We start from the raw sequence: 14,126 nt of genomic DNA on the forward strand, positions 1-14,126 counted from the left end.
AACAAAAAAGCCCCTGCAGGCAGGGGCTTTTCGTCAAACCGGAGAACCGATCAGGCCAGGGCCTGGATCTTGGCGGCGAGGCGCGACTTGTGGCGCGCGGCCTTGTTCTTGTGGATCTGGCCCTTGGTCGCGTAACGATCGACGACCGGCACCATTTCCGCGTACGCCGTCTGTGCGGCGCTCTTGTCCTTGGCATCGATGGCCTTGACGACCTTCTTGATGAAGGTACGGATCATCGAGCGCTGCGCGACGTTGCGGACGCGGCGCTTCTCGGACTGACGGGCGCGCTTCTTCGCGCTGGCAATGTTGGCCAAGGTGAAACTCCTGAAAAACGTGAGGCTGATTCGAAAGGTCGCGGAGTATGGGCAAGCGGCCTGTTGCTGTCAATAGAATCGCGCATTGTCTTTTGCCGAGAAGCGCCTGAAAAACCACACGTTTCGCGCGCCGGAACGGGGCTTTAGCCGCTAAACTTCGCGGCTATGTCGAAATCCCTGTTTCGTGCCTCCGGCGTGGTCGCCGTGATGACCCTGCTGTCGCGCCTGCTCGGCTTCGTGCGCGAGATCATGCTGGCCGCGGCTTTCGGCGCCGGCGCCGGCATGGACGCGTTTCTGGTCGCGCTGATGATCCCGAATTTCGGACGGCGCATGTTCGCCGAAGGCGCGTTCTCGCAGGCCTTCGTGCCGGTCTTTACCGAAACCAAGACCACCGAGACTCATGATTCGGCCCGCGACCTGGTCGCGGTGACGATGGGCACGCTCGGCGGCGTGCTGTCGGTCATCACCGTGATCGGCTGCGTCTGTGCGCCGCTGCTGGTCTGGGCGTTCGCGTCCGGCTTCCATGCCGATCCGGAGAAGGCGGCGCTCAGCGCCGGCCTGCTGCGCTGGACCTTTCCGTACCTGATGTTCATCTCGCTGACCTCGATGGCCGGCGGCGTGCTCAATGCCTACGGCAATTTCGCGATTCCCGCGTTCACGCCGGTCATCCTCAATGTCTGCCTGATCGCCTCGGCTTTCGTCGATTCCGGCTCCGTGCATGCGCTTGCCTGGGCGGTGTTCGCAGCCGGCATCCTGCAGTTCCTGTTTCAGCTGCCGTCGATGATGAAACTTCGCCTGCTGCCGCTGCCGCGCTGGGGTTGGCACGACACGCGCGTGCGGCGCATTGTGGGCCTGATGCTGCCGGTGATGCTGGGCTCGTCGATCGCGCAGGTCAGCCTGCTGCTGAACTCGAACCTTTCGACCCACCTCGGCAACGGCCCGGTCAGCTGGCTCTACTATGCGAATCGCCTGATGGAGTTCCCGCTCGGCATCTTCAGCATCGCGATCGGCACCGCGATCCTGCCAACCTTGTCTGCGCAGCACGCGACCAGATCGACCGCGAATTTCTCGGCGACCCTGGACTGGGCGCTGCGCCTGATGCTGGTCATGGGCCTGCCCGCGGCGGTTGGCATGATCCTGTTCGCGGGTCCGCTGGTCGCCACGGTGTATGGTCATGGTCGCTTTGGCGGCGACGATGTCTGGATGACGACCTATGCGCTGTGGGCCTACGGCCTCGGCTTCATCGGCTTTTCGCTGATCAAGGTACTGACGCCTGGTTTCTACGCGCGTCAGGAAACGCGGCTGCCCATGCGCTTCGCGATCACCGGCCTGTGCGTCGGCATGGCTGCGAGCCTGGTGTTGTTCGCGCTCGCCCTGCATTTCCACATCGCCGCGGCGCATGTCGGGCTCGCCGCGTCGACGTCGCTGACCGCGTGGGTAAATGCCTCGCTGCTGCTGCGCCAGCTCAAGCGCGAGGGCGTCTACGCGCCTCGCGAGGGCTGGGGCCGGTTCGCTCTGCAGTTGTTGCTTGCCAATCTTGCGCTCGGCGCGGTGGTCGTGATCGGCACCGGTCCGCTCGCCGACTGGATGGCGATCGGCTCGATCTCACGTGCGCTGCGCGCGCTGCTGGTGATCGCCGCCGGCATCGTCGTGTACTTCGCCGTGCTGGGCGCTTGCGGCCTGCGCCCCCGGCATTTTCGGCGGTCCTGAGCCATGCGATTCATCCGCGGCCTGCGCAACCTGCCGTCGGACTGGCGCGGTTGTGCGCTGACGATCGGCAATTTCGACGGCATGCATCGCGGACATCAGGCCTTGATCGCCCGCACGCGTGAATGGGCAGGCCAGCTGCGCGTGCCGCTGGTGGTCATGTGTTTCGAGCCGACGCCGCGCGAATACTTCACGCCGGACGTGGCGCCGCCGCGGATCAGCAACCTGCGCACCAAGCTGCAGGACTTCGCCGACGCCGGTGTCGACGCGGTGGTGATCCAGCGTTTCGGGCCGCCGTTCTGTCGGCTCGGTGGCCTGGAGTTCATCGAATCGGTGGTGCACGCGCGACTGCAGGCCAGGGCCATCGTGGTCGGCGACGATTTCAGTTTCGGAGCGCGGCGCAGCGGCGACATGGCGCTGTTGCGTGCCCAGGCCGAGCGTTTCGGTTTTGTCGCCGACACGGTCGCCAGCGTCCGCCTCGGCGAACTGCGTTGCAGCTCGACGGCGCTGCGCGAGGCCCTGGCCGTGCCGGATCTGAAACATGCCGCGCAGTTGCTGGGGCGGCCGTATCGTCTGCTGGGCGGAGTGCGCCGTGGCCTGCAGCTTGGCCGCACGCTCGACATGCCGACGGCCAACATCAATCTGCGTCGGCCGCCGGCCTTGCGTCTTGGCGTCTATGCGGTGACGGCCCGCATCGAAGGCAATCCGCGCGAGTGGCCGGCGGTTGCCGCGATCGGCGTGCGACCGACGCTGGGCATTACGCGCTGTCTGCTGGAAACGCATTTCTTCGATCCGCCCGGCGATCTCTACGGCAGGAACCTCGGCATCGAATTCCGGCACTACCTCAGAGCCGAGGAACGCTTCGATTCGCTGGACGCGCTGAAGCTGCAGATGCAGCGTGACAAGGCCGACGCAATGGCCTTTTTGGGCGTCGCGGCCGATAATTGAAAGCTTGCCGAAACCCTGAACTCCCTCCGCTTCCTTGCCGGCGCCGTGTGCCGGCCGCCGACTGCGCCATGCGCCCCCGACCGTGACCGAAAAGCACGATTACAAGCAGACGATCAACCTGCCGGAAACCGCATTTCCGATGCAGGCCAATCTCGCCAAGCGCGAGCCGGAAACGCTCGCCCGCTGGCTGGCCGAAGACCTGTACGGACAGATTCAGCAGGCGACCGCGGGTCGCCCGAAGTTCTGGTTCGTCGACGGACCGCCGTATGCCAACGGCGACATCCATATCGGCCATGCCGTCAACAAGGTGCTGAAGGACATGATCGTCAAGGCCGCGCGCCTCGACGGTTTCGACGCCGGCTTCGTGCCGGGCTGGGATTGCCATGGCCTGCCGATCGAGCTGCAGGTCGAGAAGAAGGTCGGCAAGGTCGGTTCCGGGGAAGAAGGCAGGATCGACGCTAAGACCTTCCGCGAGAAGTGCCGCGAATATGCCGGCGAGCAGGTCGAACGTCAGCGCGACGACTTCAAGCGGCTCGGCGTGCTGGCCGACTGGGACCGCCCGTATCTGACGATGCGCCCGGCCTATGAGGCCGAGCAGCTGCGCGTGCTCGCGCAGATCATCGACAACGGCCACGTCGTGCGCGGCTTCAAGCCGGTGCACTGGTGCCTGGATTGCGGCTCCTCGCTGGCCGAGGCCGAAGTCGAATATCAGGACAAGCAGTCGAGTGCGGTCGACGTGAAGTTCGCTGCGGCCGATCCGGCCGATCTGGCGCGCCGCTTCGGCATCGCCGACGCGAGCGGCGCCGCTTTCGTGATCTGGACGACGACGCCGTGGACGCTGCCGGCGAATCAGGCGATTGCCGCCAACATGGAGCTCGACTACGCGCTCGTCGACTTCGTGAAGGCCGGCCGTGTCGTCATTGCCGCCGAACTGGTCGAAGCGACGGCGAAGCGCTGGCAGGATCAGGCAACGGTGCTGGCGACCAACAAGGGCGAGGCGCTGGAAGGTGCAAAGGCCCGGCATCCGTTCGCCGAGCGCGTCGTGCCGCTGATCCTCGGCGAGCACGTCACGCTGGAGGCCGGCACCGGTCTGGTTCACACCGCACCGGCGCACGGCGTCGAGGACTATGCGGTCGGCAAGCGCTACCAGCTCGCGGTCGACAACCCGGTCGCGTCGAACGGCGTCTTCCTTGCCGGTGCGCCGCTGGTCGCCGGTCAGCATGTGCGCAAGGCGGAAGGCCCGATCATCGAAGCGCTGCAGGCCTCCGGTGCGCTCGTGCATCTGGCGACGATCACGCACAGCTATCCGCATTGCTGGCGCCACAAGACACCGCTGATCTTCCGCGCCACGCCGCAGTGGTTCGTTGCCATGGACAAGCAGGGCCTGCGCAGCGATGCCTTGCAGGCGATCGCGGCGACCGACTGGATTCCGGACTGGGGCGAGAACCGCATCCGTGAAATGGTGGCAGGCCGCCCGGACTGGTGCATCTCTCGGCAGCGCTACTGGGGCGTGCCGCTCGCGGTGTTCACCGATCGCGAGAAACAGGAACTGCACCCGGATACCGCGTCCTTGCTGAGGCGTGTCGCCGACCGGGTCGAGGCCGATGGCCTGGAAGCCTGGTTCGGGTCGACGCCAGGCGACTGGGGCATCGACGACACGATCTACGAGAAGGGCACGGACACGCTCGACGTCTGGTTCGACTCCGGCGTGGCGCACCAGTGCGTGTTCAAGTCGATGCTGCCGGAGCAACTCGATGCGAACGGGCTGGCACCGCAGGCTGACATCTATCTGGAAGGCTCGGATCAGCATCGCGGCTGGTTCCAGTCGTCGCTGCTGACCTCGGTGGCGATGCGTGGCCGTTCGCCGTACAAGCAGGTGCTGACGCACGGCTTCACGGTCGACGAGCAGGGCCGCAAGATGTCGAAGTCGCTCGGCAATGTCGTCGCGCCGCAGCAGGTCACCAGGACTTTGGGCGCCGATGTGCTGCGCCTGTGGGTCGCCGCCAGCGATTACTCGGGCGAGATCGCGATCTCGGACAAGCTGCTGGCGCGCATGGCCGACGCGTATCGCCGCATCCGCAATACCGCGCGCTACCTGCTCGGCAGTTTCAAGGACTTCGATCCGTCAACGGATCTGGTTGCACCGGATCAGTTGGTCGCCGTGGACGCCTGGGCGATTGCGCAGGCGGTTGCCCTGCAGGACGAACTGAAGGCTGCCTACGGTCGTCGCGAGTTCCATCTGGTCTATCACAAGCTGCACAACTACTGCGTCACCGATCTCGGCGGCCTGTATCTCGACATCCTCAAGGATCGTCTTTACACGCTGCCGAAAGCGTCGCTGGCGCGGCGCTCAGCGCAGACCGCGTTGCTGCACATTGCCGAGGCGCTGGTACGCTGGATCGCACCGATCCTGTCGTACACCGCCGACGAGATCTGGCGGATGTTGCCCGGCGATCGCAGCGTCACGGTGTTCGCGCAGCCCTGGTACGCGTTTCCGGCCGTGCCGGCGACCACGATCGATTGGCAGGCACTGAAGGCGGTGCGCGAGCAGGTCAAGAAGCAGCTGGAGGAATTGCGTGTGGCAGCGCAGATCGGCTCCGGACTGAACGCGAAAGTGACGCTGTATGCCGACGGTCCGGTCGCGAACATGTTTGCCGATCTGGGCGGCGAATTGCGTTTCTGGTTCATCACCTCCGGCGCTGCCGTGCTGCCGTTGGCAGAGAAGCCGGCGCAGGCAGTCGAGACCGCACTGGACGGCGGCGAGCGCATTTACAGCCTGGCGTCCGCGTCCGGCGATCCGAAGTGCGAGCGTTGCTGGCACCAGCGCGCCGATGTCGGTCAGCACGCCGCGCATCCAACGCTCTGCGATCGCTGCATCAGCAACCTCGACGGCGACGGCGAGCTGCGGCGGTACGTATGAACCTGCGGGCGCTGTCGCTGGCGTACATGGCCGGTCTGGTTGCGGCACTGATCTCGTCCGTGGCCTTGTGGGCGGCCGCGCGCTTCGGTGTGCTGGCGCAACTGCATGTCGCGATCGCTCCGGTGTTGTCGCTGTACTGGCTGTGTCCGAGGCTGGTCGTCGGCGGACTCTGGGGCTTGCAACTGCTGTTGCCGACCACACGTCAGCCCTTGCTGCGCGGCATCGTCATCAGTCTGGCGCCGACGCTGTTCCTGCTGTTGTGGATTTTTCCGTTCCGTGCCGGGCAGGGCTGGCTGGGCATGGAACTTGGCCTGCTGACGCCGGTCGTGATCTGGGCCGGCAATCTCCTCTGGGGCTGGACTGCGGTACTCTGGTCGCGAGCGACAGGACTCTAGGTTTAGCGATGTCTTTTCAGTACAAGAACGTTTACTGGCTGTGGGCGAGCGCTCTGGTCATTCTGGTCGATCAGATCGCCAAGCAGCTGATCGTGCGCAACCTCAACTGGTACGACGTGGTGCCGGTGATTCCGCACCTGAACATCGTCTACATGAAGAACACCGGGGCGGCGTTCTCGATGATGTCGGACGCCTCGCCGGTGCTGTTCGTGCTGCTCGGTGTCGGCGTCAGCATCGGCATCCTGCTGTGGCTGCGTCGTCATCCGCGCGATCAGCATCTGGTTGCCGTCGCGCTGTCGCTGATCATGGGTGGCGCGCTCGGCAATGTGATCGATCGCGTGACGCGCGGCTATGTCGTCGACTTCGTCGACTTCTACGTCGGCAGCTGGCACTTTGCAGCCTTCAACATTGCCGATTCGGCGATCAGCTGCGGCGCGGCGCTGCTGATTCTCGACATGCTGATCGACACCCTGCGCAGCCGTCGTTCGGTGAAGGCCGCCGGGTGATGGATATCCTGCTCGCCAATCCGCGCGGTTTCTGTGCCGGCGTCGATCGTGCGATCGAGATCGTCGAACGGGCGCTCGAAGTGCTCGGCGCGCCGATCTATGTGCGTCACGAGGTCGTCCACAATCGCTTCGTCGTCGAGAACCTGCGCGCCAAGGGTGCCGTGTTCGTCGAGGAAGTCGACGAAGTGCCGCAGGGAGCGACCTGCATTTTCTCGGCGCACGGTGTCTCGCAGGCGGTGCGCGAGGCGGCCAAGCAGCGCAATCTGACGATCTTCGATGCCACCTGTCCGCTGGTGACCAAAGTGCACATCGAGGTCAAACGCTATTCGCGCGAGGGGCGTGAGGTGGTGCTGATCGGCCATGCCGGACATCCGGAAGTCGAAGGCACGATGGGGCAGTTCGATGCGACATACGGCGGTGCCATCCATCTGGTCGAGACGCCGGATGATGTTGCGCGCCTGCCGATCCGCCAGCCCGAGCGCATCGCCTTCGTCACGCAGACGACGCTGTCGATGGACGACACCTCGAAGATCATCGACGCCTTGCGCGCGCGCTTTCCGCAGGTGCATGGCCCGCGCAAGGACGACATCTGCTACGCCACCCAGAACCGCCAGGACGCGGTCAAGGACCTGGCGTCGCGCTGCGATGTGCTGCTGGTCGTCGGCTCGCGCAACAGTTCCAACTCCAATCGCCTGCGCGAATTGGCGCAGAGCCGCGGCACGCCGGCGCATCTGATCGACGGCGCGCAGGACATCCAGCCCGAGTGGCTGGATGGCAAGCATCGCGTCGGCGTGACCGCCGGCGCCTCCGCGCCTGAAGTGCTGGTTCGCGAGGTGATCACCAAGCTCAAGCTGCACGGTGGTCTCGACGTGCAGGAACTGGCCGGTCGCGAAGAGCACGTGGTGTTCTCACTGCCGCCCGCGCTGCGCCGCGCGACCGGACCGACGCCGCAGGCTTCGTGAGTCCGGGCAAGGCGGTCGGCGGCGAACGCTTCGACGTCGTCATCGTCGGCGGGGGCGTCATCGGCATGGCCTGCGCCGAAGCCTTGACGCGCGAGCCCGGCCTTCGGGTCTGCATTGTCGAGAAGGGCGATCTCGGCCGTGGCGCCTCCTGGGCCGGTGGTGGCCTGCTCAGTCCTCTGCCCCCCGATCAGTGTCCGGATGCCATCCGTCCGCTGCTCGAAGAAAGTCTCGCGCTGTATCCCGAATGGTGCGAGCGCCTGCAGCGCGAGTCCGGCATCGATCCGGAATACTGGGTCTGCGGCGGCGACTACCACAAGGCCGACGGCACGCACATCGAATACCCGCAGATGGCGCAAGTGCGCAATCCGCGCCTGATGAAAGCCCTGGCGGAGACGCTGCGTCGGCGGCGTGTAACCGTGCTGGAGCAAACCGCGGTCGCCGGCTGGCTGATCAGCGACAACGTTCTGCGCGGTGTTCGTACCGCACGCGGCAACATCGGCTGCGAACGTGCGGTGCTGGCGGCGGGGGCATGGTCGTCACGATTGGGAGTCAGCGGCATCTCGCCGATCAAGGGCCAGATGCTGTTGCTGGCGGCCGAACCGGGCACGCTGCCACGCCCGCGCATCGGCGATGACGTCTATCTGATTCCGCGGCGCGATGGCTGCATCCTTGTCGGCAGCACGCTGGAAGATTGTGGCTTCGATTGTGTGCCGACACCCGAGGTCAGGGTGCTGCTGCGCGAGCGCGCACTGCGTCTCTGGCCGGCGCTTGAAGCGCTGCCGCTGCTGGCGCACTGGGCCGGCTTGCGACCGCACTGCAAGGACGAAAAGCCGATTCTGGGACCATCGGCCGACTGCCGCGGCCTCTTTGTTGCAACGGGCCACTTCCGTATCGGCATCACGCTGGCACCGGCCAGTGCGGCTCGAATCGTCGACTACCTCACATTCTGAGCCGGCCAATTCCGTTCTCATCGCAAGAGCGGCGACGAAATGCGAACCAGTCGACGTTTTGCGTGCTGGTCACTGACTAGCATCGTTGCCATTGCGAGTGCCGCGGTGTTCGCGGCATGACGGTGATGGCCGGAATCGGGGGTTGCATTCGCTCATCGGCCGATCGCCGTCGTCGACCGGAGAACCTGCCATGTGCAATGGACGCCTGCGACAGCAAAGATCCGCACAGCGCGGATTGACGCTGATCGAACTGGTCATCGGTGTCGTGATCGCGTCGATCACCTTGAGCATCGCGGTGCCGACGTTTGATCATGTCATGGCGCAGAACCGCCGGGCCGTGACGGCGAATCGCCTGCTGGCGGCGCTCGTTACTGCGCGTGAGACGGCGATCAGCCGCAACACACCTGTCACGTTCTGTGCGGGCAATCCGAGCGAAGGCTGCCATGGCGACTGGCGCTTGCACGAATGGATGGTCTTCGTCGACGCCGATCACGACGGTCAGGTCGACGCCGGAGAATTCGTGAAAACGGTCGACAGTCTGTCGTCATCGGTGCGGGTCGGGATCAGCGGCAACGGCCCGTTCCGGCACGCGGTGATCTTCGAGCCCAGCGGCGCGGCGCAGACGCCGTCAGGTGCTTTTGCGGCCGGCCGATTGCGAATCTGCGCGAGCAAGCCGATGCAGGACGAAGCGACGGATCTCGTGCTGATCGGCAGTGGCCGAATCGAACCGGAGTCACGTGATTTTCCTGATGGTTGTCGGGCGATCTGAAGCGCCCCTCGGCTGCGTCTACCAGCAGTCGCTGACCGTTCCGGTTCCGGTGACGTAGCGTTGGCCGGTCTGATCCAGTTTCAGCGTTCCACACTCGGCGTCGCGCGTCTGCTGCGCATCGATCGGCGCAGCTTTCAGCATGTAGGTGGATTGGGTCACCGACTCGAACACGTAGCTGTAGTTCTTTCCGGTGTTCTGCGCCGAGGCACAGTCCATGTTGAGGGCCTGCAGCGCCGCACTGTTGAAATTGTTGCCGCTCGCGTCCTTGTCGTAGCGCAAGGTGGTCGTGTAGAGCCGTTCCATGTAGGTGGCGTAGTTGGACAGACAGGCTTCTCCCGCGCGACGCTGGGTGCGCGTGATCGACTTGACGTATGAGGGATAGGCGATCGCGGCCAGAATGCCGACGATCGCCACGACAACGACCAGTTCGATCAGGGTGAATCCCGCCCGCGATTTGCTGCGTGCCCGATGCCTCTTTGGCCTGTTCATGTTTTGCTTTTCCGTCACTTCACTGTCCCAGCAATTCGCGCCACGACAGGCGTTCCAGTGTGCCGACGCTGCCTTTGGTGCCGACGTCGCCAGTCGACGCATTGTCGAAGCTGATCAGCATGGTGTTGCCAACGAAGATCGGGTTGTTCGGTACGGAGCTGAAGCCGACACCCGCAACGACATAGACGTTGCCGCTGGAGTCGGTGATCTTGTCGCTGTTGTTGGAATTGCCGTCGCTGTCCTTGTCGAAGAGACCGTCGCCGTTGATGTCGAAAAACGTCGAGTTCGCCGTGCCGGTAAACGGATTGACCGCCATGATCCAGCCGCTGCCCGACGGATTGCACGGATCGGAGGATTCAGGAACGCGCGAAGTGCCGATCAGCAGGCTGCCCTGGAACTGGTTTGGCGTCACCATGCGTTCACCCTTGCCGGTCCCGCTCGGCGGCACCAGATCGACATACCAGCCGGACTTGTTCGCCATGTCGCCGGCCGTGGCAGCGGAAATCGCGCGAGCTCCCAACGATGTGTCACTGGATGCGACTTCGGCGACCACGGAACGTTGCCGTAGATAGCTGCGTCCGCTGCTGAGATGTGTCACGAGATTGGTTGGTTGACTCGGACCCGCCTGCGCAATGATCCCGTACCAGGTCTGCACGCTCAGATCGGCGAGATTGGTCTGGGTAAGGTACTTGCCGGTGCCGAAGAACAGCCACAGTGCGCCGGTGTCCGGATCCTTGCCGGCAAGGATGCCGGCTGTGATCGGCTGCGCGGCGCCGGTGCTGTCGACCGCATTGAACAGCGTCGATCCGGTCGTGCCGCTGAGTGCGAATGACCAGACCGTTCCGGTCAGATCGCCGGCGTAGGCATTGGTGCTGATGCCGTTCGTGGCGTCGTTCATCCACACCGCGGGACCGGCTAGGCCATTGCCGGTGGTGGCGCTGGTCGTGCGCACCGTAAGGGAGCCGGTCGTGATGGCAAACTGCAGCAGCGCCGCTGTGTCGGACGTGCTGTTGTAGCCGTTGCCGAGCAGTACCGACCAGCTACCATCGGCGGTTTGTGCGATGACCGGCTTGCCGACAATCTGGCCGATGTAGTTGCTGTTGGTCAGGCCGTCACCTGCCGAGCGCTCCCACAGAAAAGCCGGTGTTGCCGGATCGGTGATGTCGAACGCATATATGGCCTTCGCTGTTCCGCGACCGCTGGTGCCGACCAGCACGGTATGCCAGGCCGACGAGTAATAGACGTCGGCGACAGTCAGTTCGCCGTCGTTGAAGTACTTGTGCGGAAGGCTGGTGCCGCCGTAGTTCGTATCGCTGAGGTCCTTGATGCCGGCCAGGATCACGGCGTTCGGCAGATAGGCGAAGACCTCGGCACCGGTGCTGGCGTTGAACGAGTGCAGCATGCCGTCATTGGCTGCGACGTAGATGCGCGGGCTGCGATTGAGCTTGTTCGCAGCAAAAGTGGTGTAACTCGAAGACCCCGAGAAAGTTTTTCCGAAGAACGCGTTGGCGTCCGGCGCGCCGACATAGACCGGCTGTGAATCGACGATGTCGCCGAGCGCGGTATCGCGGTTGCGGTAGGTGCCGCCGTTTTTCTCTTCATTGCTGGCGTCGCCGCGCAGATAGGCGATCACGGCGTTCTGTTCAGCCGCCGAAGCGCCCAGAGCGGTCTTCTGCGTGCTCGACAGATTGGGAGGCGCAGTGGTTGTGGTGGCGCCCGCGGTGAAATCGACGAACTGGGAGCCGGAGGCCGCGCTTGGATTGTAGGTCTTGATCACGCGGCTGGAGGCACTCGGCAGCACGGTCGATGCCGTCCAGCTCGGAGTCGGAGAGATCGCGCCCGTACTCGGATTGACCGTGAACGCCTTGAGATCACCTTTCCATTTGCCGGTGTAGTAGGTTGCCTGATACGTCACCGTTCCGGTTTCGAGCTTGGTGCTGTTGGCCGCAAGGCTCGCACCCGAACCAATGCGTTCGTTGACCCGCTTCAGTGCGTCGGTCAATGCGCTGGCAAACGCGTCCGGACTGGTTGCCGAGTAGAAGCCGCCATGACCGTTGACGGCGGCGTGGGCCATGTCGGTGATGTTGTAGATGCTGTCCGAACTTGGCTGGGGCCAGCTGAAGCCGGAGATCGCAGCACCACCATTGGCCCAGTTGAATATCTGGTCGACCGTCGTGCCGCTCGGCGTGATGCCCGTCGGAGAAAAGCCGAGACCCAGCGTGAAGGTCGACATGTGCTGCCAGAAGGCCGGATCTTCGGTGCTCGTCGGCACTTCGTTGTCGAGGTTGGTGCGCAGGTCGCTCAGCCAGTAATACATGGCGACGTCGGCGAGCGTCGTGCTGTTGTCGTCGGAATAGGGGGCCGTCGCCGAATAAACGTAGCTCTGTCCGTTGCTGCCGGTATGAGTGACGGAGGGCGTGGATGTCGTGGTGGTCGTGGTGACCGTGCAGGTCGATCCGCTCAGCGTGCCGCCGGAGTCGCAGCTGTACGTGCCGTTGTTGTAGTAGCTGCTGCCCTTTTTGCACTGTCCCTTGTGGCTGCCGCTGGTCTGCGGCGTGTAGCCGGTGGGACAGCTCAGGGTCGCCGTGTATGTGCTGGTTGATGTCGTGGTCGTCGACGTGCCCGGCGTACCGTCGACATTGGCCGTGTAAGGGTCGGAAGAGAGGCCGACGTTGCTGGTGCTTTCGTTCCAGAAACCGTCGGTGGTCAGAATCGTGTATGACTGGCGGCAGGCAAGCTCGACGGTCGAGCCGCTGGCCGATGTCGACTGCCAGGGCTGCGTGGTCATGTAGTACTGACCGACCGCGTTCAGCGCCTGACGCAGCGGCGTGCCGCCGCTGGCGCGCGCGCTCTGCAGCCAGGTCCAGAATTGCGACTTCTGTGTGCCGCTGGCACCACTGCCGATCGGCGAGACCTGCGCAACGTAGTTCGTGCCGCCGTTGTAACCGTCGCTGTAGCTGTAGCGTGACGAAGGCAGGTTGCTGTAGTTGCTGTTGCCACCACCACCGCCGTCGATCGAACCGAAGCCGAAACGGATCGTCGGGTCGAGCGATGCAAACGCGTTCATCAGGCCGCTCTTCGCCATCAGTATGCGTGTGTGGTAGTACGAGAACCAGTTTGCGACGTTCTGCTGGGTCGTGCTGTCGTCGTGGCATACCGCCGACGTGACGGCGGGCGCCGAGCTGAATGGCGAATTCGGTGTCAGTGACGTGATCTGCGCGCAGGAGCCGGAAGTGCCGACATAATGTCGCGTATACGTGCTGCCGCTCTTCACCGTGTAGGTGAACATCGAAATCGTCGTCTGGCAGGTGACGTTGGACGAACCGGAATTGGCAAGGCTGTACGAAGACGGGCAGGTGGGATTGCCGCCGTTGCTTGACTGCACCGAGACGCTGATGCACATGCCCGGCGAGAAATCCGGGTAGCTCGTGTTCGGTGTGTAGCCGGAGCTGCAGCTCAGGTACGACGTGCTGGTGGATCCGCTGCTGCGTTTGCAGGTGATGCTGGTCGTATTGGCGTTGATCAGCGTGTTGTAGGTCGAGGAATTGCAGTATGGCTGCCCGGCGCCGTTGCCGTTGTTGGTGGTCGAGGTGGTGACCCTGATGCACTTGCCGACGTTGCTCGAACCGCTCGTGTTGACGCTGTACCCGCTGCTGCAGCTCAGCTGCGACGGCTGCGAGATGGTGAAGCCTGCGGTGTACGTGACATCACTGGAGCTGCGACCCGAGCGACTGGTGTCGCTCGATCCGTCATAGTTGCGCAGATCGACGGTCCCGGAGGTCTGGCTGAAGCCGTTGATCCAGGCTGACGTGAATGTTGCAGCGCTGTAGCGTGTTGCGCCGTCCGATTGATACGGTGCGCGATAGGTCGTCGCCGGATTGAAGTAGAGACCGTTGATGCTGGAACTCGCCAAAGCATCGTCGCTCGTGCTGCTCAGATAGCCGTAGTCCGGCATCACGTCCCAAGCCATCGATCCCGAGTCATCGAGCATCAGCACGATGTTCGGTGGCAGGGACTGCTGCACCGTTAGCGGAGACTGATCGACCGTTACGGCATGCGCAGCGGGCAGCAGGGTGGCAGCGAGCAGGCCGCAGGCAACAGCCAGCAGGTTGCTGAAGCGACGGCTGCTCGATCGGATGCGCTGGACTATTTTCATGACAGCTTCC

Annotated in this window: 11 protein-coding genes; 8 read left to right on the forward strand and 3 right to left on the reverse strand. The window is 64.1% G+C overall.

The window, feature by feature from the left end; translation table 11 throughout:
• Positions 1-50: 50 nt before the first annotated feature.
• Positions 51-314, reverse strand: coding sequence for a 30S ribosomal protein S20 (gene rpsT / locus G7Y85_RS15965; RefSeq protein WP_166259429.1), 264 nt, complete (start codon positions 312-314; stop codon positions 51-53).
• Between the two features lie 165 nt (positions 315-479).
• Between rpsT and murJ the strand changes: the two genes are divergently transcribed.
• From murJ to G7Y85_RS16005, 8 genes are all read left to right on the forward strand, one after another.
• Positions 480-2,024 carry a murein biosynthesis integral membrane protein MurJ gene (gene murJ, locus G7Y85_RS15970; protein WP_166259432.1) on the forward strand — a complete coding sequence of 515 codons (1,545 nt, stop codon included), beginning with the start codon at positions 480-482 and terminating at the stop codon, positions 2,022-2,024.
• A gap of 3 nt (positions 2,025-2,027) precedes the next feature.
• Positions 2,028-2,969 (forward strand): bifunctional riboflavin kinase/FAD synthetase, encoded by a 942-nt coding sequence (locus tag G7Y85_RS15975; RefSeq protein ID WP_166259435.1) that lies wholly within the window; start codon positions 2,028-2,030, stop codon positions 2,967-2,969.
• 139 nt (positions 2,970-3,108) lie between these two features.
• Positions 3,109-5,889 carry an isoleucine--tRNA ligase gene (gene ileS / locus G7Y85_RS15980; RefSeq protein WP_241696237.1) on the forward strand — a complete coding sequence of 927 codons (2,781 nt, stop codon included), beginning with the start codon at positions 3,109-3,111 and terminating at the stop codon, positions 5,887-5,889.
• Positions 5,886-6,284, forward strand: coding sequence for a hypothetical protein (locus tag G7Y85_RS15985; RefSeq protein WP_166259441.1), 399 nt, complete (start codon positions 5,886-5,888; stop codon positions 6,282-6,284). The genes ileS and G7Y85_RS15985 overlap by 4 nt, the downstream gene beginning before the upstream one ends.
• An 8-nt stretch (positions 6,285-6,292) precedes the next feature.
• On the forward strand, positions 6,293-6,790 hold the full coding sequence (gene lspA, locus G7Y85_RS15990) for a signal peptidase II (protein WP_166259444.1): 498 nt from the start codon (positions 6,293-6,295) through the stop codon (positions 6,788-6,790).
• Positions 6,790-7,752: a 4-hydroxy-3-methylbut-2-enyl diphosphate reductase gene (gene ispH / locus G7Y85_RS15995; RefSeq protein ID WP_166259447.1), complete on the forward strand. Its 963-nt coding sequence runs from the start codon at positions 6,790-6,792 to the stop codon at positions 7,750-7,752. The genes lspA and ispH overlap by 1 nt, the downstream gene beginning before the upstream one ends.
• Complete coding sequence (locus G7Y85_RS16000; protein ID WP_166259450.1) at positions 7,749-8,702, forward strand: FAD-dependent oxidoreductase; 954 nt, start codon at positions 7,749-7,751, stop codon at positions 8,700-8,702. Before ispH ends, G7Y85_RS16000 begins: the two co-directional genes overlap by 4 nt.
• Positions 8,703-8,892: 190 nt before the next feature.
• Positions 8,893-9,471, forward strand: a complete 579-nt coding sequence (locus G7Y85_RS16005) for a GspH/FimT family pseudopilin (RefSeq protein WP_166259726.1) — start codon at positions 8,893-8,895, stop codon at positions 9,469-9,471.
• Between the two features lie 18 nt (positions 9,472-9,489).
• Here G7Y85_RS16005 and G7Y85_RS16010 read toward each other — a convergent pair whose 3' ends face one another.
• Positions 9,490-9,960 carry a type IV pilin protein gene (locus G7Y85_RS16010; RefSeq protein WP_166259453.1) on the reverse strand — a complete coding sequence of 157 codons (471 nt, stop codon included), beginning with the start codon at positions 9,958-9,960 and terminating at the stop codon, positions 9,490-9,492.
• A gap of 19 nt (positions 9,961-9,979) precedes the next feature.
• Complete coding sequence (locus tag G7Y85_RS20190) at positions 9,980-14,116, reverse strand: pilus assembly protein (RefSeq protein ID WP_206675596.1); 4,137 nt, start codon at positions 14,114-14,116, stop codon at positions 9,980-9,982.
• Between the last annotated feature and the right edge of the window lie 10 nt (positions 14,117-14,126).

Source organism: Solimonas terrae, assembly GCF_011067135.1.
GTDB lineage: Bacteria > Pseudomonadota > Gammaproteobacteria > Nevskiales > Nevskiaceae > Solimonas > Solimonas terrae.